Source organism: Avibacterium sp. 21-599, from assembly GCF_026226765.1.
Lineage (GTDB): Bacteria > Pseudomonadota > Gammaproteobacteria > Enterobacterales > Pasteurellaceae > Avibacterium.
The window spans coordinates 355,474-373,355 of the sequence record NZ_JAKKOB010000002.1; the positions used below are offsets into that span (position 1 = coordinate 355,474).

Consider the following 17,882-nt stretch of genomic DNA (forward strand, 5'->3'; position numbering starts at 1 on the left):
ATTTAAAATGGGCGAACACTTAGGTTCACCCCTACAGGGGGATAATTGTATTACAGATAAAAAGTAATCACTAACGTTCTTTTCAAACAGCCAGTTAGATAACAATATCAATAAATTAAAGGGATTTTTTGATCTAAAATGGGCGAACACTTAGGTTCGCCCATAACTCAATTATCTACGCTAGCGAGTTATTTTTTACGGGAATGTAATCCTTTTTTCTCTAACCCACGGTAAATCCATTGTTGTTGCGCAATAGTGATAAGGTTGGAGACTAACCAGTAGAGTACCAATCCTGCCGGGAAGAATAGGAAGAATACGGTAAAAATCACTGGCATAAAGGTCATTACCTTTTGCTGCATTGGATCAGCCACTGGAGTTGGCGACATTTTTTGTAATAAAAACATCGACACGCCCATTAAAATAGGCAAGATGTAATATGGATCTTGTGCTGATAAATCTTGAATCCAACCGAAGAATGGGGCGTGGCGTAATTCAACGGCTTCCATAAACGTCCAATATAAGGCGATGAAAATTGGCATTTGTAATAAAATTGGTAAACAACCACCGAGTGGGTTTACTTTTTCTTCTTTATATAATTTCATCATTTCTTGGCTCATACGCTGACGATCTTCCCCATAACGCTCACGCATTTCTTGGATTTTCGGTTGCAGCATACGCATTTTTGCCATTGAAGTGTATTGTGCTTTAGTTAATGGGTATAAAAGCCCTTTCACCACTAAGGTTACACAAATAATCGCAAGCCCCCAGTTCTTCACTAAATCGTGAATGTGGGTAAGTAGCCAGAATAAGGGTTTCGCAATAAACCACGCCCAGCCGTAATCAACGGTAAGATCTAAATGGTTTGCCACTTGTCCCATTTCATTTTGTAATTTCGGCCCTGTCCATAATTTGCTGGTGATGGTTTCTGTTGCACCTGATGGAATATCAATAGCTGGTCCACGATAACCGATTGAGCCTAAGTTACGTGCTTTGTCGGTGGTAGAATAAAATTGATGGGTTGCATCTTGATTTGGGATCCAAGCAGAAACGAAATAGTGTTGTAAAATTGCAACCCAGCCCGCTTTGGTTTGTAGCGAAAGATCTTTTTCTTCCATATCTTTGAAACTGTATTTTTTATAATTTGTTTCAGAAGAAGAATAAGCACCGCCTGTATAGGTTGGCATCGCCATACTGCCTGAGCTTTCAACCAATGTATGGGTTAATTGGGCATAAGGTTCAACTTCAATGGCTTGATTGCTTTGGTTAGCAATTTCAAAATTCACTGCCACATCATATTCACCACGTTTTAATACGAAAATTTTGCGATAAGTTACCCCATCTTTTTCAAACACGAAAGGGACAGCAAGTTCATTTTGCCCATCTGCCAATTTGAAGGTATCCCCCTCTACTTGATAGTTTGCACGACCGGCTTTGGTATCAATCCCGTTTTTACCAACCAGACCACTTTGTGCAATATAAATATGCTCAGGCGTATCTTTTAACAAAATGAATGGCGTATTAGAATGTAATGTTTCATCATATTTTAATAATTCAGAACCAACAACATCTCCACCTAATGTATTAATTTGTAAGCGGAAAACGTCATTTTCTAAAGTAATCACTTTACCTTGTGCAAGGTTAGTTAGATCCGAATTTGAAGCGAATTCACTTTGATTATTTGTTGTCTGAACTTGTTCAGTGGCAACTGGCTTAGGTGAATGATAGTCCACTTGCCATTGCTGATAAACAAGAAAAGAAATAAAGAGTAGTGCGAGCACTAACAGGCTACGTCTTGAATCCATTATTTGTTCTCTTTGTTGTTATTGATCTTTGGTGGAACAGGATCGTATCCACCCGCGTGTAAAGGATGACATTTTAATATACGTTTTAACGTAAGCCAACCACCTTTTAACGCACCGTGCGTTTTTAATGCCTCAATGCCATAGCAAGAACAGGTTGGTGTGAATCGGCAACGTGGGCCAATTAAAGGGCTAATTACCAGTTGATAAAAGCGAATAAGCGCAATTAAGATTTTTGAGCCAAGCGAATGTGGCGTTGCCATAATTTATCCAATAAATTGAATAGTTGTTGATTATCTAACTGACCAATGCCTTGTTTAACAACAATCACAAAATCATAATTTGGCAGTTGGTGTTGCAATAAGCGAAAGCGTTCACGGCATAGACGTTTAATGCGATTACGATCGTGGGCGCGTTTTAAATGCTTCTTAGCAACAGCAAGCCCAAGACGGGGGTGATTTTCCTGATTAATGCGAGCAAGTATAGTAATTTGCGCTGAACTGGCACGTTGTGGATCTTGGAAAACGTATTTGAATTGAGCGGGAGTTAGCAGACGTAACTCCCTAGAAAAGTTTAGCTTAATCACAGCAAAAGGCTGGATTATGCAGATAAACTCTTACGACCTTTAGCACGACGACGAGCTAAAACTTGACGGCCGTTTTTAGTTGCCATACGCGCACGGAAACCGTGAGTACGGCTACGTTTTAATACAGAAGGTTGAAATGTACGTTTCATAATTATAATCTACCTAAATCAACATTGTTTAATTATTGCCTTTGACATTTAGATAGCCAAAAACGAATTGAAACAAGGGTTACTAAATAAGGAACGCAATTGTAATCACAAATGAACCGTTCGTCAAATAAGAATAAGAAAAATCGCAACATAATCTGCATTTTTCTTATTTGAAAGCATAAAAGCGGGGTGAATTATACTTTTTTTGGCAGAAATCTCAAGCAGCCTTTTTCGATTTTTTTGATCCTTTTATAAAGATCTTTTCTCAACTTTATTGTAAAATTAGCCGAATTCTCACCGCACTTTTCTGCGGACGATTCAAACGTTTAACTAATAAACTAGACATAATAACAATGAAAACCACGCTCGCATCACTTTGGCAGGATTGCCTTTCACAACTGCAAGATCAAGTTTCACCAACGGATTTCAGCACTTGGTTACGCCCATTGCAAGCTGATATTGTGGGTGAAAACAATATGGTGTTATATGCCTCCAACGTTTTTGTTAAAAACTGGGTGGAAACTCATTATCTTGAATTAATCAGCCGTTTAGCCCAGCAATTTTCTGGCAATGCGGATTTTAGTGTGAAAGTGCAAGAAGGTTCAAAACCTGCAATGCGTAAAACCACACCGCCACCTGCTGTCGCTCAGAATAATGCACCAGCGCAGCCAAGCGAGCAAAAAACCAGCTATCGTTCTAACTTAAATACCAAGCACATTTTTGAAAACTTTGTGGAGGGGAAATCCAACCAACTGGCCCGAGCCGTGGCGCAAAAAGTGGCGATTAACCCTGGGGAGCAAAGCGCCAATCCGCTATTTCTTTACGGTGGCACAGGGCTTGGTAAAACCCACTTATTACACGCCGTAGGTAATGGCATTTTAACCACAAAACCAGAAGCACGCGTAATTTATATCCACGCAGAACGCTTTATGCAAGAATATGTCCGGGCGCTGCAAGAAGACAAAATGGAAAACTTCAAAAAATTCTACCGCACTTTAGATGCCTTGCTGATTGATGATATTCAATTCTTTGCGGGCAAAGACGGTACGCAAGAAGAATTTTTCCATATTTTCAACTCGTTATTTGAAAGTAGTCGGCAAATTATTTTAACCTCTGACCGCTATCCAAAAGAGATCGAGAAAATTGAAGATCGCTTAAAATCTCGTTTTGGTTGGGGATTAAGCGTAGCCATTGAACCCCCAGAACTTGAAACTCGTGTCGCCATTTTATTGAAAAAAGCAGAAGAAAAAAATATGCGCTTACCCGAAGAAGTGGCGTTATTTATCGGCGAAAAATTACGCACGAACGTGCGTGAATTAGAAGGCGCGCTCAACCGTGTTCACGCTAATGCAGAATTTACGGGCAAACCGATTACCATTGATTTTGTGCGTGAGACCCTCAAAGATATGCTGGCGTTACAAGAAAAATTAGTGACCGTGGAAAACATCCAAAAAATCGTGGCAGAATATTACCGTATCAAAGTGGCCGATCTTAAATCGAAAAGCCGCGCAAGATCAGTGGCTCGCCCTCGCCAAATTGCAATGGCACTTTCACGCGAACTGACTAATCGCAGTTTCCCTGAAATTGGCAGTAGCTTTGGTGATCGTGATCATACTACCGTTTTACACGCCTGTCGCAGTGTAGATAAACTCAAGCAACAAGACCCAAGCATTCAAGAAGATTGGTCTAATTTAATCCGAACCTTATCAGTTTAAGGACGAAACTATGCAATTTACTGTATCAAGAGAAAACCTGTTAAAGCCCTTACAACAAGTATGTGGTGTATTGAGTAGTCGCCCTAATATTCCTGTGTTAAACAATGTGTTACTACACATCGAAGGGCAATCTTTAACCATTACAGGAACAGATTTAGAAGTGGAACTTTCCACCCAAGCACAGTTAAATAGTGCTGAACAAGATGGGCATTTCACCATACCCGCTAAAAAATTCCTTGATATTTGCCGTAGTTTTCCTGATGGTTCAGATATTACGGTAAGTTTTGAAGAAGAACGTGCCTTAGTGCATTGCGGTAGAAGTAAATTTAATTTAACAACCCTTCCAGCTGAGGAATATCCAAATTTAGCTGATTGGCAAGCAGAGGTAGATTTTACCACCACACAAGCCACCTTACGTCGCCTCATTGATGCCACTCAATTTTCTATGGCAAATCAAGATGCGCGTTATTTCTTAAATGGAATGAAATTTGAAACCGAAGGTAACTTATTGCGTACTGTTGCAACAGATGGACATCGCCTTGCAGTTTGTACAATTCCCCTAGAACAAGATTTACAGCTTCATTCTGTCATTGTGCCACGTAAAGGCGTGCTAGAATTAGCCCGTTTATTAGAAAGTAATGATCAGCCAGCTCGCGTACAAATTGGTACAAATAATTTACGCATTGATTTAGGACATATTATTTTTACCTCTAAATTAATTGATGGGCGTTTTCCAGATTACCGTCGCGTATTACCACGCAATGCGCAACGTATTATGACAGGCGAATGGGAAAGTTTAAAACAAGCCTTTGCCCGTGCCGCGATTTTATCCAATGATAAAGTAAGAACAGTACGTTTACAGCTTGCAGAAAACCAGCTCACAATCACCGCGACAAATACAGAGCAAGAGCAAGCCGAAGAAATCATTGACATCGACTACAACGGCGAAGAAATGGAAGTCGGCTTTAATGTCAGCTATTTGCTTGATGTACTCAATGCCCTCAAATGCAAACAAGTGCGAATGCGATTGACAGATGCTTCTTCAAGCTGCTTAATTGAAGATGTGGATGACAATAGCGCAGAATATGTGATTATGCCAATGCGTTTATAATTGATATGGCAATTTCACGCTTAACGGTTGAAAATTTTCGTAATTTAAACGCCGTGGATCTAGAATTTGACCACGGCTTTAACTTTTTAGTGGGCAATAACGGCAGCGGTAAAACCAGCCTACTTGAAGCCATTTTTTATCTTGCTCACGGACGTTCTTTTAAAAGTGCGGTAGCAAATCGCATTATTTCTTACGAACAGCCTCACTTCACCCTTTATGGCAAAATTCAAGAGCAACAACATCAGTGGTCAGTGGGATTGCAAAAACACCGCCAAGGTAACACACAGGTAAAAATTAACGGTGAAGAAGCAAAAAAAATTGCCGATCTTGCCCATTTATTACCAATGCAAATGATTACCCCAGAAGGATTGACCTTGCTCAACGGTGGGCCAAGCTATCGCCGTGCTTTTTTAGATTGGGGACTATTCCATCATCATCGTGATTTTCACCCTGTTTGGAGCCAACTTAACCGCTTATTGAAGCAACGCAATGCGGCTTTACAACAAGCCTTGCACTATGAACATATTCAGATTTGGGATAAAGCGCTGGTCAATCTTGCTAACCAAGTCAGCCAATGGCGTGCCGATTATGCCGAAGCCTTACGCCCTGAAATTGAACGCACCTGTCAGCTATTTCTGCCTGAATTAGAAATCAGTGTCAGTTTTCATCAAGGCTGGGATAAAAACAGCGATTACGCCGAATTGTTATGTCAAAATTTTGAACGGGATCGTGCCATTGGTTACACCGTATCTGGCCCGCAAAAGGCCGATTTTCGCTTTAAAGCCAATGGGTTGCCGGTAGAAGATGTGCTTTCTCGTGGGCAATTAAAACTACTAATGTGCGCCTTGCGCCTAGCTCAAGGTGAACATTTGATGCAACAAAAAAATCGTCATTGTATTTTTTTAATTGATGATTTCGCTTCTGAATTAGATCAAACAAAACGTGCATTATTAGCTGAACGCCTACAACAAAGTGGTTCACAAGTGTTCGTTACCGCCATTACACACAACCAACTAAAAGAAATGCAACCAGAAAAACACCGTACTTTTAGTGTCAATAACGGTAAACTCAGTGAAAACGTGTTTTGCTCTTCCTAACCTCTCTTGCTAAAACAAGAAACCTCTTATAGTTCTCTCAGCAAATGTCAGCTATACACAAATCATTCCCCATTCCCTCAAAACAAAAATCAACAAAAAAGCACCCCACTTTATAATAGAGAATTTTCTGCACTTATTCCTCAAAATAAATCGAGATATTCCTTGAAATATCAACAAAAATACGTATTATCAGCGATCCTTTGAATAACCTGTATGTCGAACATCAGCAGTTCAAAGATTACGCAATTTTTCCACTTAATTTGGGTTCCCTCACCCCAATATTTTCAACAAAAAGGTATAAAAGATGAAAGTAACTTCTCCGATCTTTAATGTTCATCAAAAACGTAACGCATTAATTATTTTAACTTTTTTCCACATTTTTATTATTGCCGCAAGTAACTATTTAGTACAGATCCCTTTTGAGATACACTTGCCATTTCATCTACTCGGACTAGCAGATTTCTCGTTCCACAGCACTTGGGGAACGCTTACTTTCCCATTTATTTTCCTTGCAACGGATCTAACTGTACGAATTTTTGGGGCAACCGCCGCAAGATGGATCATCTTTGCCGTGATGTTTCCCGCATTAATTATCAGTTATGTGATTTCCACGCTCTTTTTGGACACGCAATATCAAGGGATCGAAGCCTTATTTGATTTCAACTTATTCGTTTTTCGCATTGCTATTGCCAGTTTTGTCGCCTATGTTTTCGGTCAATTACTTGATGTACTTGTATTTAATCGATTACGCCAGTTAAAAACCTGGTGGATTGCGCCGAGTAGCTCAATGATTTTCGGTTCAATGGCAGATACCTTCTTATTCTTTTCCGTCGCATTTTTCGCAAGCAGTGATCCTTTTATGGCGGAACATTGGTTTGAACTTGGTTTTGTAGATTATCTTTTCAAACTTTTTGTCGGCATCGTGCTATTTGTTCCTGCCTATGGCGTCGCACTGAATATTATTTTGCGTAAGCTTCAACAACTCACAAGAGAATAAAAGGATTTATTCATCAACATATCATAAGGAAACACAATGAATATACGAAGTACAGGTGCTGGCTGGTCAATCGGCATAGGACGCATTGGCGCAATCCTTGCTCCAATAATCGCTGGTATTTTATTAGATAACGGATGGGAAAAACAAAATCTTTATATCGGCGCAGCATTCGTGCTATTAATCTCAACCTTTGCTTTACTCTTGCTGAAGCAGAATAATACAATAAGCAAGTTATAGCAAAAAAGCTGATAGCCATAACCTATCAGCTTTTATCAACAAAAGTGCGGTAGTTTTTAACAAGATTTTTCTTTACGAATGTGTGCTAACAAGGCATCACAACATTGATCTAATAATTCGTAAGTTTGGGTAAAATTCTTGGTATACCAAGGATCAGGGATATGATCGATACCTAAATCAGGACAAAGCTGAGTGATTTGAAATAATTTTTCAGGGTGATGTCCAAATAATTTTTCTAAATCGGCTAAATTTTGGTTATCCATAGCAATAATATAATCAAAATCTTGCCAATCTTTTAACCGCACTTTTCGGCTAGTAAAACCTTTATTATCAATATGATGTAATTCAAGGGTTTCAGCTGTACCGCAATGCATATCCTCGCCATCGTGCCAGCCAGATGTGCCAGCACTATCACTCATCATTTTATTGGCTAAGCCTGCTTGTTTCACTTTTTCACGGAAAAGATATTCCGCCATTGGGGAACGGCAAATGTTCCCCAAACAGACAAATAACACGTTCACTGGCGCAACCATTAGCAGGTTCCCCATAAATCATATTCATCGGCTTGTGTGATCGTTACGTTAATCACTTGTCCTACGCTCACAGCTTGGTGAGATAAGTTATCTACATACACCACGCCATCAATTTCTGGGGCATCCGCCATTGAGCGTCCGATAATCCCTTCTTCATCTATTTCGTCCACAATGACAGGCAGGATTTTGCCAATTTTTTGCTGTAAGCGTTGTGCTGAAATAGCTTGTTGTACTTGCATAAAACGGTGGAAACGCGCTTCTTTTACGTCTTCTGGTACTTGATCTGGCATATCTGTGGCTGGTGCACCTTCAACAGGGCTAAATTTGAAACAGCCAACTCGATCAAGCTGGGCTTCCTGTAAGAAATCTAATAGTTGTTGAAAATCTTCCTCCGTTTCACCCGGGAAGCCAACAATAAAAGTGGAACGTAAGGTTAATTCAGGGCAAATTTCACGCCATTTTTTTATACGTTCTAACGTGCGATCAATAGACCCCGGACGCTTCATTGCTTTCAAAATTTTTGGGCTTGCGTGTTGTAATGGAATATCTAAATAAGGCAAGATTTTGCCTTGCGCCATAAGTGGAATTAAATTATCCACGTGCGGATAAGGATATACATAGTGCAAACGTACCCAAATGCCTAAGGTCGCCAACTGCTCGCACAGGCTGATCAGATTATTTTTGATTGGCTTACCGTTCCAGAAAACCGTTTTATTTTGATTTTCTTTACCCTGATCCAAGGCATACGCTGAAGTATCTTGCGACACGATAAGTAGCTCTTTCACCCCAGCATCAGCAAGGCGTTTGGCTTCATCTAACACTTGCGTAATCGGACGGCTATCTAAATCACCACGCATTGAAGGGATAATACAGAAAGTACAACGATGATCGCAGCCTTCTGAAATTTTCAAATAGGCATAATGTTTTGGGGTTAATTTCACTCCTTGCGCTGGCACAAGACTGATATAAGGGTTGTGTGCGGGTTTTGGTACATATTTATGCACTTGTGTCATCACCGCTTCATAACTATGTGGGCCAGTTACTTCTAATACCTTTGGATGTACTTCACGGATACGATCTTCTTTAGCTCCTAAACAGCCTGTAACAATCACTTTACCATTTTCTTCTAACGCTTCACCAATGGCTTCTAACGACTCTTGCACCGCGCTGTCAATAAATCCGCAGGTATTAACGATCACTAAATCGGCATTTTCATAACTTGGAATAATGTTATACCCATCAGAACGCAGCTCCGTCAAAATACGTTCTGAATCCACTAAATTTTTAGGACAACCTAAACTAATAAAACCAATATTTGGTGCTGAACTCATAAAATAATCTCAATAATCACTCAAAACGGTGCATTGTACAAAATTCGTATGCAAAAGGCGATAAGTGAGGGGAAATTTACAGAAAAAAGCACCGCACTTTATGTGAAGAAAGTGAGATAGCGTTTTAGATAGAAGGAATCATAAAGTGCGGTGGGAATGTGTTAAATTTTCCCACCGTGAAAAAATTAAAGCATAAATAATGCCAAGAATAGTACAGCAAGCACCATTCCTAAACCTGTACGTTTAACAATATCCACAGGGCTAACCATCGCTAATCCTGCACAAACAATCGTTACGCCTGCGATTGGCGAGGCAGTGCGTCCAATAGCCCCGGCAATAGCGGCCGCCATACCAAGGTTTAAGTGTGTGTAGCCTAATTCGACTGCGTGTGGTGTTACTGCTGTGTTAAAAGCGATTGCTGCCGCATCGCCAGAACCTGTGAGTAAGCCCATTAAGAATGGACCAATCGTTGCCCCCCAACGGACAAATTCGTTTGAATGCTTAAGAAATTCAATGGCGCTGTCAATGGCACCAGTCGATTTTAGCCCTGCCACAAAAACACTCGCTGAAATAATAATGCCTAACACATTTGCATAAGCGCTCCCCATTCCATTAAAAAATTCTTCTGTAATTTTAGCCGGAGAAATACGTGTAACGAAAATGGCATAAATTGCCCCAATTAACATTGCTTGCGGTACCCCCATTTTCGTCCAAGCAAGTGCCGGGATTTCTTGTAAAGTGGTTCCACCGATTACTAAAATCACTAATGGTAATAAAGGTGCAATGGCAAAGAAAATGTTTGATTTTTGGAAAGATTGTTCAGATTCTTTAGCTTCTGCTAAATAGGCTTGGCGATGTTCTTCGCCATAATCTTTTAGCATTAATGCGACTAAAGTTAGCGAAACCGCTGCAATCGCACCAGCGATAATCGTATAAGGTGCATGAGATAAATTGACTTGCGTAATCGTTAAATTTGACATTTCGGCAATCATTGCAGAATGAGAAGAGCCGGGACTCATCATTGAACCAAATGTACCAGCCAAAATGGCTGCCCCAGCCGTAGCAGGTCGCACACCTGCACTTTTTAACACGGGGATTAATGTTGCGCCAACGGCGGCAGCGCAACCGGCTGCTGAAGGAATCGCAATATTAATAAAAAAAGTAATCATTGTGGCAAAAGGAATTAAGAAAAATCTTAGTCCTGATAAGGGCCGAGTCATTAAATGCACAAGATGAGTATCACATTTTGTGTATTTCATCACATAAGCAAAGCCCATACTGGAACAGATTGCCATAATTAATCCACTGCTGGTCATTGATTTAGCAAAGGCATCTAACGCCCCCATTGGGTTGAGCGTTAATAAAGACATTAATAAGCCTAAACCAATTAATACGGTACGCGTTTCATATTTTTTTACCAATAAATAAACTGCAACAACAACGCCCAAAATTGCCACGAAAGATTTAAGTTCAAGCATATTATTCTCCTTAATAATTAAAAATCGATCCAGCGAGGTAAGACTGACAAGCCCCATTTTTGCTCAATTTTAACACCGCACTTTGCTGTGCTTGGCTAATATCTAGTACACTTGCTTGTTGCCCCTGAATATGCAATGCCGTGCCTTCAGGTAATGCGTAAACCTGTGATTCAGGATTAATCATTAAAAACTCCGCTAAACGCTCTTCACGACTTTCACCATTATGTCCTGCTATTTTACCTGAAATAAAATGTGGATTAATTTGGTGAGGAAATAGATTTAAAGCATCAAAGGAAGGGGGATAAAGAATTGGCATATCATTGGTTGTCATAATACTTTTACCAGCCACATTGGCACCAGCGCTCCAACCAAAATAAGGCGTGCCTTGTTGTACTTTCTGGCGAATCGCGTCCAATAAACGATGCTCATACAATCCATTAAGCAAGCAGAAGGTGTTACCTCCACCAATTGCGATCACATCAGCTTGTTCGATAATATCGAGGTGTGTTTTTCCTCGATGAACAGAAATAATATCCATCTCTAATTCAGCAAATGCTTGTTTTACTCCATTTTCATATTCATCATAGCTACGACTGACACCAGCATAAGGGACAAATCCAATGGTTTTTCCTCGGTATTCAGAAAGAAAAGTTTTCAGCCACGGCATACAATGTACTAAATAACCTGTATCTTTATATTTTGATCCGCTCATTAATAACATCTTTTTCATTTTTTTCTCCTTATAAAAGCGTTCAGTTAATACCTTATTTTAGGTAATTCGTATTTCTCTATTATGCGTAGTCAGAACAAAAAAGAAATAAAATCAAGAATGAAAAATAAGATTTCTTGCGAAAGATCATAAAAAAACCACGCGATTTGCGTGGTTCAACATAATTCTCTAGCCTTAATGCTTACAGCCGCCATTTCCGCAGCAACCTTCACCATCGTGATGATGGTGGTGATCGTGGTTATGATGATGGTGATGACCGCCACAACCACAGCCGTGTCCTTCTTCATCGCTATCACCATGTCCGCCACAGCAACCACCCTCTTGGTGAATATGACCGTGTGCGATTTCTTCTAAGGTTGCTTCACGTGTTGCAACAACTTCTACATCAAATAATAATTCTTGTCCTGCGAGCATATGATTACCATCGACAACCACATCATTTTCACCCACTTCCGTGATCACAACAGGTAATGGCCCTACATCGGTATCGGCGATAAAGCGCATTCCTGCGACAAGCTCATCGACACCGACAAACACATCTTTTGGTACACGTTGAACAAGATTTTCATTATATTCCCCGTAACCTTCCTCTGGTTTTACGCGAACTTCAAATTTATCACCAACAGATTTACCTTCTAGGGCTTTCTCTAAGCCAATGACTAAATTATTATGCCCTTGTAAATATTCTAAAGGCTGATTGACTGGAGCTTCATCGACTAATACTCCATCTTCAGTACGAACTTGGTAAGCAATGCTCACCACCACATTTTTTGCAACTTTCATTGATAACCTCGTTGGCTTGTTAAAATTGCCTCATTGTATAAGAAATGGGGCTGGCTGTCATTATTCCTGAACTAGCTGAATTTTTGCCTCAATGCTTGCTCTTACGTTAGCTTTGCCGTTGCCTAATTGCACCTCATCATTCGACATTGAACTTGCCATTTTCGCCATCGCATAAGGGCGAGCCACAAAGCGTCCGCTTTCCATTGGAGTGCGAATATTTAATTCCACAATTTTATAACCTTTCGCGCCAAGTGATTGTTGAATTAAGTTTGCCTTGCGGTTTAATTGTTCAAGCGCCTGTTTTGTCATTTCGTCTTCAACTCGATTAATTGCAGCAGAAGACACTTGAGAGTTTACATATTCAATTGCCAAAATACCATTAAGTTTCGTCATTGCATTAGATAAGGCTTCATTATTTTTACTTTGCAACACTAACTGGGCGCGCGCAATCCAGCCATTTTGCTTGCCATCACTGTTATAACGGACTTGTGTACTACGTGAATTATCACTTAATTCAACGTCTGGATAGGATTTTAATATCTCAAAGGCTTGATTAATTTTATTGCTCACTTCTTTATTCGCCAACGCAAGATCTTTGTTTTCCGCTTGGGTAAACAAGGTGGCTTGGAGTAAATCATGCGAAAGTTCTTTTTCAACATCAACAGAAAAACTCACTATATTATGAGTATTCTCTACAGCATAGGTAGATAACGATAATGGTAATGCCATTAAGGCAAAAGTAAGTTGTTTTAAACGCATAAAATTCCTTATAAATTAATTGATTTGTTGCTATATCGACAGGTAAAGAGGTAAATAGTTCCGAAAATAGTAAGTGCGGTGCTTTTTTATCAATTTTTACAACGGGCTTTCCACCTGTAAATGTTCGTAAATCGCATTAATGGTGAGCATTAAGCAAGAGCGTACTAATTTTTCTTTACGTTGGGTTTTGATTTGATAGCTGAGAGAATTTGGATCTTCTTTATCATCAGGAAAATTAAGTAAGTTTTTGTCTTGCTGTAAATGTAAGTGTTGTACAAATTCAATAATCAGTGGATCGAAAAAACGATGTTCTTTTTCATCGTTGTTTAATGTTTCTTTAAATTTGATAAAGGCATTAATATCTTCAAAAATCTTATGCTCAATGACGCCAAGCCCAAGTAGCACTTTTAAGCGAATGGAAAGATCAAAAAGGGGGCCTGACGTCATAAATAGGGAGTCCACCACCGATTTGACCGCAAAATCCGTTTTGCGGAATACACGATTGATTAAGCTGTCCACCGCCTCATCAAAAAGTGCAACGCTGGCGGTAATAAAGCCACGAATAGAGGTGGCTTCGGTGAGTTTTTCGTAAATAGGATCGTCCAATGATACCTTCCTAATGTGATTGATACAGATAATGGGAAGACAGCTTACACAAGTGCTTGATAGGCTTGTGCAATTTGTTCAATCACGGCATTATCTTGTAATTCAGTATATTGTTTTAAGGTATTGATCACGCCATTTTGTGTTAACGATTGTGCTAACGTTTGTGCTTGCGGATCGTTGTCATTGCGATAGCATAATGCGGTAGCCACGGCTTGTACCAAATATTGGTGTGGCAATTGGTATTCTAATGTGCCACGCAATGGTTTAATTAGGCGATCATTATAACTGAGTTTTCGTAATGGCTCACGTCCTACGCGATCTACATCGTCCACTAAATAAGGATTGGCGAAACGAGCTAGGATTTTTTCGATATAAGCGGCGTGAGCTTGCGGATCGAAATCATAGCGTTTAATTAATACGGCACCACTTTCTTCCATAACGGCTTTAACAAAAGCGCGTACCGTCGGATCTTCAATGCTTTCTTTGACAAATTGGTAGCCTTTTAACTTGCCGTAATAGGCGGTAACGGCGTGTCCTGTGTTTAGCGTGAATAATTTACGTTCTACAAACGCCATAAGATTATCGGTTTGTTCCATTCCAGCAATTTGTGGGATTGTGCCTTTAAATTGCGTTTTATCCACAATCCATTCACTAAATTCTTCTACTGTGACTAAAAGGGGATCGGCAGGGTTGGCTTGCACAGGCGGTACAATACGATCCACTGCACTATCAACAAAACCGACTAATGCCTCAACCTGTTGCTGTTGATTTTCATCTAAATATTGAAAAACCTGTTCTTTTAAGAAGGTTGTGCCACGCACCATATTCTCACAAGCAATAATATTTAGTGGTTGGGTATTACCTGCTTCAATGCGAGCAATTAATCCTTTGGCAAGGGTGCTGGCAATAATTTTTAGCACATTTGGACCAACTGCTGTGGTGACCAAATCCACTTGCTTAAAGCGTTCAATCAGTGCATTTTCATCTTTTGAATTAACGCCGGTTACGTTGGACACTTGTTCAATACGATTAACCTTTTCGCCCACCACTTTAACGTTGTAGCTTTTTTGTGTTTGTAATAAACGGATAACGTCGTCATTTACATCAGCAAAAACCACCTCAATACCGCTATCAGCAAGTAATTTGCCGATAAATCCTCGTCCAATATTACCTGCGCCAAAATGTAATGCTTTCATTTTTTTCTCCAATAACGTTTATAATGAGAAATGACATCGTAAAAAACGATGCCATTTTATACCGCACTTTAAGATTTGAGTAACGCTAACACATCTTCTACATTTGTTGTAGAGGTCAGTGTGGCAATCGCTTCTTCACTATCTAATGCATTCGTGATTGCCGTCAGCACTTGAATGTGTTCATTGTTGCGAGCGGCAATACCGATGACTAATTTAGCGATGCCATCTTCTTCCTCCGTGAAGCGTACCCCTTCAGGATATTGACATACCACGATACCCGTTTTTAATACGGCGTCTTTTGCATCAACCGTGCCGTGCGGAACCGCTAGCCCCTCACCTAAGTAAGTGGAAACTAATTCTTCACGTTCAAACATTGCATCGACATAACTTGGTAACACAAAGCCTGCTTTTACTAGTTGTTCACCGGCAAAACGAATGGCGTCTTGTTTATTTTCTGCTTTTAATCCTAAGAAAATTTGATCCGCACTTAAGTTGAAGGTTGCCCCATTCATTTCTGCGACTTCTGCACTGTCTGTGGGTTTTGAAGCCGCTTCAGCGAAATGCGCTTTTAATTCATTCACCAAATTATCATAGAATTTATTATCTAAGAAATTGGTAAGAGACAAGTGCATTGCATTTGGTACTTGTTTTTGTGCGCGTAGCGTTAAGTCTTGGTGCGTAATGACTAATCTTGCATTATCTGGCAAGTCATTGATTGCACAGTTCGCCACCTCAATTGGCAAGCCTGCATCATTTACTTTTTTGCGTAGCATACTTGCACCCATCGCGCTTGATCCCATACCTGCATCGCAAGAAACGAAGATTTTTTGTAAGCCTTTATAATCAGTGATTGGCTGTGCTACACCACCTTTCATTGCTTTTGAAGCCGCTTGTGCTTCTGCTAATTTATCTGAAGTATCTTCTTTTTGGATTTTTAGGAAGAATGCAGCAATGATGAAAGACACAACAGTTGCTAATGCCACCGAACAAAGTACGCCAAAGATAGAATGTGAAGGTGTCATCGCCAATACAGCAATGATTGAACCCGGTGAGGCAGGGGCGATGAGGCCTGCGTGAAATAACACCAGCGTGAACACCCCAGTCATTCCCCCTGCGATAACAGCAATTAATAAACGTGGATTCATTAACACATAAGGGAAATAAATTTCGTGAATACCACCGAAGAAGTGGATAACCGCGGCGCCCCCTGCTGTTTGTTTTGCAGAACCTTTACCAAACAGAATATAGGCTAATAATACGCCTAAACCCGGGCCCGGATTTGCTTCAATTAAGAAGAAAATAGATTGCCCAAGTTCTTGTGATTGTTGAATACCCAGTGGTGAGAAAATGCCGTGATTAATCGCATTATTTAAGAAAAGAATTTTTGCGGGTTCAACAAAAATAGAGGTTAATGGTAATAAATGGGCTTGAACAAGCACATCAACGCCAGCCGCTAAGGTAGTAGAAAGTATTTTTACTGCTGGGCCTACAACCAAGAAGAACAAAATGGCAAGTAGCATACCGATAATGCCAGATGAAAAATTATTCACTAACATTTCAAAACCACTTTTAATTTTACCATCAGCCCAACGGTCAAAATGCTTAATTGCCCAACCACCTGTTGGCCCGGCGATCATTGCACCAAGGAACATTGGAATATCTGTACCAATGATGACCCCAGCAGTGGTAATTGCGCCCACAACGGCACCGCGATCGCCACCCACTAATTTCCCCCCAGTATAACCAATTAATAAGGGTAATAAATAGGTAATCATCGGCCCAACAAGTTTGCCGAGCGTTTCATTTGGAAACCAACCTGTTGGAATAAAAAGGGCGGTGATAAATCCCCAAGCGATAAATGCCCCAATATTCGGCATTACCATATTTGATAAAAAGCGTCCAAAGCTTTGGACTTTAAGTTTTGCATTTGCTGATAACATATTAACCTCATTAGTATTGAGCTAAGTTGTGTCCATTTAATGAACGAAAGCATAGCAAAGCGAAAATTAAAGCCCAAATTTTTAAGTTTAAAAATGTGAAGTAGATCACAAGATATTTTTAGGTATATAAAATCAAAATGTGATGTAGATCACATAATTTTATCTGAATGAAATTTTATGTGATCTATATCACATAAATAAGATGAAAATGTATAGAAAGGCGCGACTTCTATCAGTGTGGCAGGGAAGATAAAACAGTAAAAATGTGATGTTGAGATTTGAGAAAGCAATAAAGAAATTAACGAACTTATGGGATAGTGCCACATGTTCGGTGGTAGTTGAAGTATTTGAGCCTTTAATCCACTTGGTCAAAATCACTGGTACGGCAAGTTTCTGTGTAAATACGAGTGAAGGCACGAGTATCCACCGCACTTTCGCTAAATTCAATTCAGCCTTTTTCCTTATATTCCTTACACACGTTAAACAGCGTCTGCTTCGGCAACAGCCATTCCTCACAAATCTGCTTTTGTGTACATTGCTCATTTTCCGCCACCGCCAATGAGTGCAGTACGGCAAAATGGTTATAACCTAAGCCTAATTTAACTATCTAAGCGTTTATTGTGGCATCTGCTTCACTGATTTGTTTGCCTAGTTTTTCGAAGCTGCTCATTATTTAAAGTCCTAAAAGTTACTAAATTGGGTGCTATTTTAGGTGTGATAAAGAGAAAAGGTAAAGGATATTGGTACTAAAATTTACTTTGCTTGGTTTTGGATATTGTTAAATTTGCTTTTTTGATGATTAAATACCTTTTTGTCAATAGAAAAATGTAATTTC

General features: G+C 39.8%; 19 protein-coding genes. 5 read left to right on the plus strand and 14 right to left on the minus strand.

Features of this window, described 5'->3' with window-relative positions:
- Positions 1-188 precede the first annotated feature (188 nt).
- The 4 genes from yidC to rpmH are packed head-to-tail and all read right to left on the minus strand — an operon-like array spanning position 189 to position 2,534.
- Positions 189-1,802, minus strand: coding sequence for a membrane protein insertase YidC (gene yidC / locus L5B83_RS11575; RefSeq protein ID WP_265778628.1), 1,614 nt, complete (start codon positions 1,800-1,802; stop codon positions 189-191).
- On the minus strand, positions 1,802-2,062 hold the full coding sequence (gene yidD, locus L5B83_RS11580) for a membrane protein insertion efficiency factor YidD (protein ID WP_250350956.1): 261 nt from the start codon (positions 2,060-2,062) through the stop codon (positions 1,802-1,804). The genes yidC and yidD overlap by 1 nt, the downstream gene beginning before the upstream one ends.
- Complete coding sequence (gene rnpA / locus L5B83_RS11585; RefSeq protein WP_250350957.1) at positions 2,026-2,385, minus strand: ribonuclease P protein component; 360 nt, start codon at positions 2,383-2,385, stop codon at positions 2,026-2,028. Before rnpA ends, yidD begins: the two co-directional genes overlap by 37 nt.
- 14 nt (positions 2,386-2,399) lie before the next feature.
- A complete protein-coding gene (rpmH, locus tag L5B83_RS11590; RefSeq protein WP_005539760.1) occupies positions 2,400-2,534 on the minus strand; it encodes a 50S ribosomal protein L34 in 135 nt (44 codons plus the stop codon).
- A 353-nt stretch (positions 2,535-2,887) separates the two neighbouring features.
- Here rpmH and dnaA point away from each other — a divergent pair, with 353 nt between their 5' ends.
- From dnaA to L5B83_RS11615, 5 genes are all read left to right on the plus strand, one after another.
- Positions 2,888-4,249 carry a chromosomal replication initiator protein DnaA gene (gene dnaA / locus L5B83_RS11595; protein ID WP_265778629.1) on the plus strand — a complete coding sequence of 454 codons (1,362 nt, stop codon included), beginning with the start codon at positions 2,888-2,890 and terminating at the stop codon, positions 4,247-4,249.
- 10 nt (positions 4,250-4,259) lie between these two features.
- Positions 4,260-5,360, plus strand: coding sequence for a DNA polymerase III subunit beta (gene dnaN, locus L5B83_RS11600; protein ID WP_250364062.1), 1,101 nt, complete (start codon positions 4,260-4,262; stop codon positions 5,358-5,360).
- 5 nt (positions 5,361-5,365) lie between these two features.
- Positions 5,366-6,457, plus strand: coding sequence for a DNA replication/repair protein RecF (gene recF / locus L5B83_RS11605; protein ID WP_265778630.1), 1,092 nt, complete (start codon positions 5,366-5,368; stop codon positions 6,455-6,457).
- A 304-nt stretch (positions 6,458-6,761) separates the two neighbouring features.
- On the plus strand, positions 6,762-7,454 hold the full coding sequence (locus L5B83_RS11610; RefSeq protein WP_265778631.1) for a 7-cyano-7-deazaguanine/7-aminomethyl-7-deazaguanine transporter: 693 nt from the start codon (positions 6,762-6,764) through the stop codon (positions 7,452-7,454).
- Positions 7,455-7,490: 36 nt separating this feature from the next.
- Positions 7,491-7,691 carry a hypothetical protein gene (locus L5B83_RS11615; protein ID WP_442780646.1) on the plus strand — a complete coding sequence of 67 codons (201 nt, stop codon included), beginning with the start codon at positions 7,491-7,493 and terminating at the stop codon, positions 7,689-7,691.
- 56 nt (positions 7,692-7,747) lie between these two features.
- On the opposite strand, the gene L5B83_RS11620 is transcribed toward L5B83_RS11615, so the two are convergent.
- From L5B83_RS11620 to L5B83_RS11665, 10 genes are all read right to left on the minus strand, one after another.
- On the minus strand, positions 7,748-8,239 hold the full coding sequence (locus L5B83_RS11620; protein WP_250363630.1) for a low molecular weight protein-tyrosine-phosphatase: 492 nt from the start codon (positions 8,237-8,239) through the stop codon (positions 7,748-7,750).
- Entirely contained in the window at positions 8,224-9,555 is a 1,332-nt protein-coding gene (gene rimO / locus L5B83_RS11625) for a 30S ribosomal protein S12 methylthiotransferase RimO (protein ID WP_250363629.1), read from the minus strand. Before rimO ends, L5B83_RS11620 begins: the two co-directional genes overlap by 16 nt.
- Before the next feature lie 185 nt (positions 9,556-9,740).
- The gene (gene dcuC / locus L5B83_RS11630; RefSeq protein WP_265778632.1) at positions 9,741-11,033 is read right to left on the minus strand and encodes a C4-dicarboxylate transporter DcuC; all 1,293 of its coding nucleotides are present in this window, start codon (positions 11,031-11,033) and stop codon (positions 9,741-9,743) included.
- A 10-nt stretch (positions 11,034-11,043) separates the two neighbouring features.
- The gene (gene pepE, locus L5B83_RS11635; RefSeq protein WP_265778633.1) at positions 11,044-11,763 is read right to left on the minus strand and encodes a dipeptidase PepE; all 720 of its coding nucleotides are present in this window, start codon (positions 11,761-11,763) and stop codon (positions 11,044-11,046) included.
- 174 nt (positions 11,764-11,937) lie between these two features.
- A complete protein-coding gene (gene slyD / locus L5B83_RS11640; RefSeq protein WP_250350968.1) occupies positions 11,938-12,546 on the minus strand; it encodes a peptidylprolyl isomerase in 609 nt (202 codons plus the stop codon).
- 60 nt (positions 12,547-12,606) lie between these two features.
- A complete protein-coding gene (locus L5B83_RS11645) occupies positions 12,607-13,305 on the minus strand; it encodes an SIMPL domain-containing protein (RefSeq protein ID WP_265778634.1) in 699 nt (232 codons plus the stop codon).
- A 96-nt stretch (positions 13,306-13,401) separates the two neighbouring features.
- A complete protein-coding gene (locus tag L5B83_RS11650; protein WP_250351509.1) occupies positions 13,402-13,911 on the minus strand; it encodes an MltR family transcriptional regulator in 510 nt (169 codons plus the stop codon).
- A gap of 44 nt (positions 13,912-13,955) precedes the next feature.
- Entirely contained in the window at positions 13,956-15,107 is a 1,152-nt protein-coding gene (locus L5B83_RS11655; protein ID WP_265762339.1) for a mannitol-1-phosphate 5-dehydrogenase, read from the minus strand.
- 68 nt (positions 15,108-15,175) lie between these two features.
- Complete coding sequence (locus L5B83_RS11660) at positions 15,176-17,047, minus strand: PTS mannitol transporter subunit IICBA (protein ID WP_265762337.1); 1,872 nt, start codon at positions 17,045-17,047, stop codon at positions 15,176-15,178.
- A 448-nt stretch (positions 17,048-17,495) separates the two neighbouring features.
- Entirely contained in the window at positions 17,496-17,654 is a 159-nt protein-coding gene (locus L5B83_RS11665) for a MarR family transcriptional regulator (protein WP_265778704.1), read from the minus strand.
- Positions 17,655-17,882 lie beyond the last annotated feature (228 nt).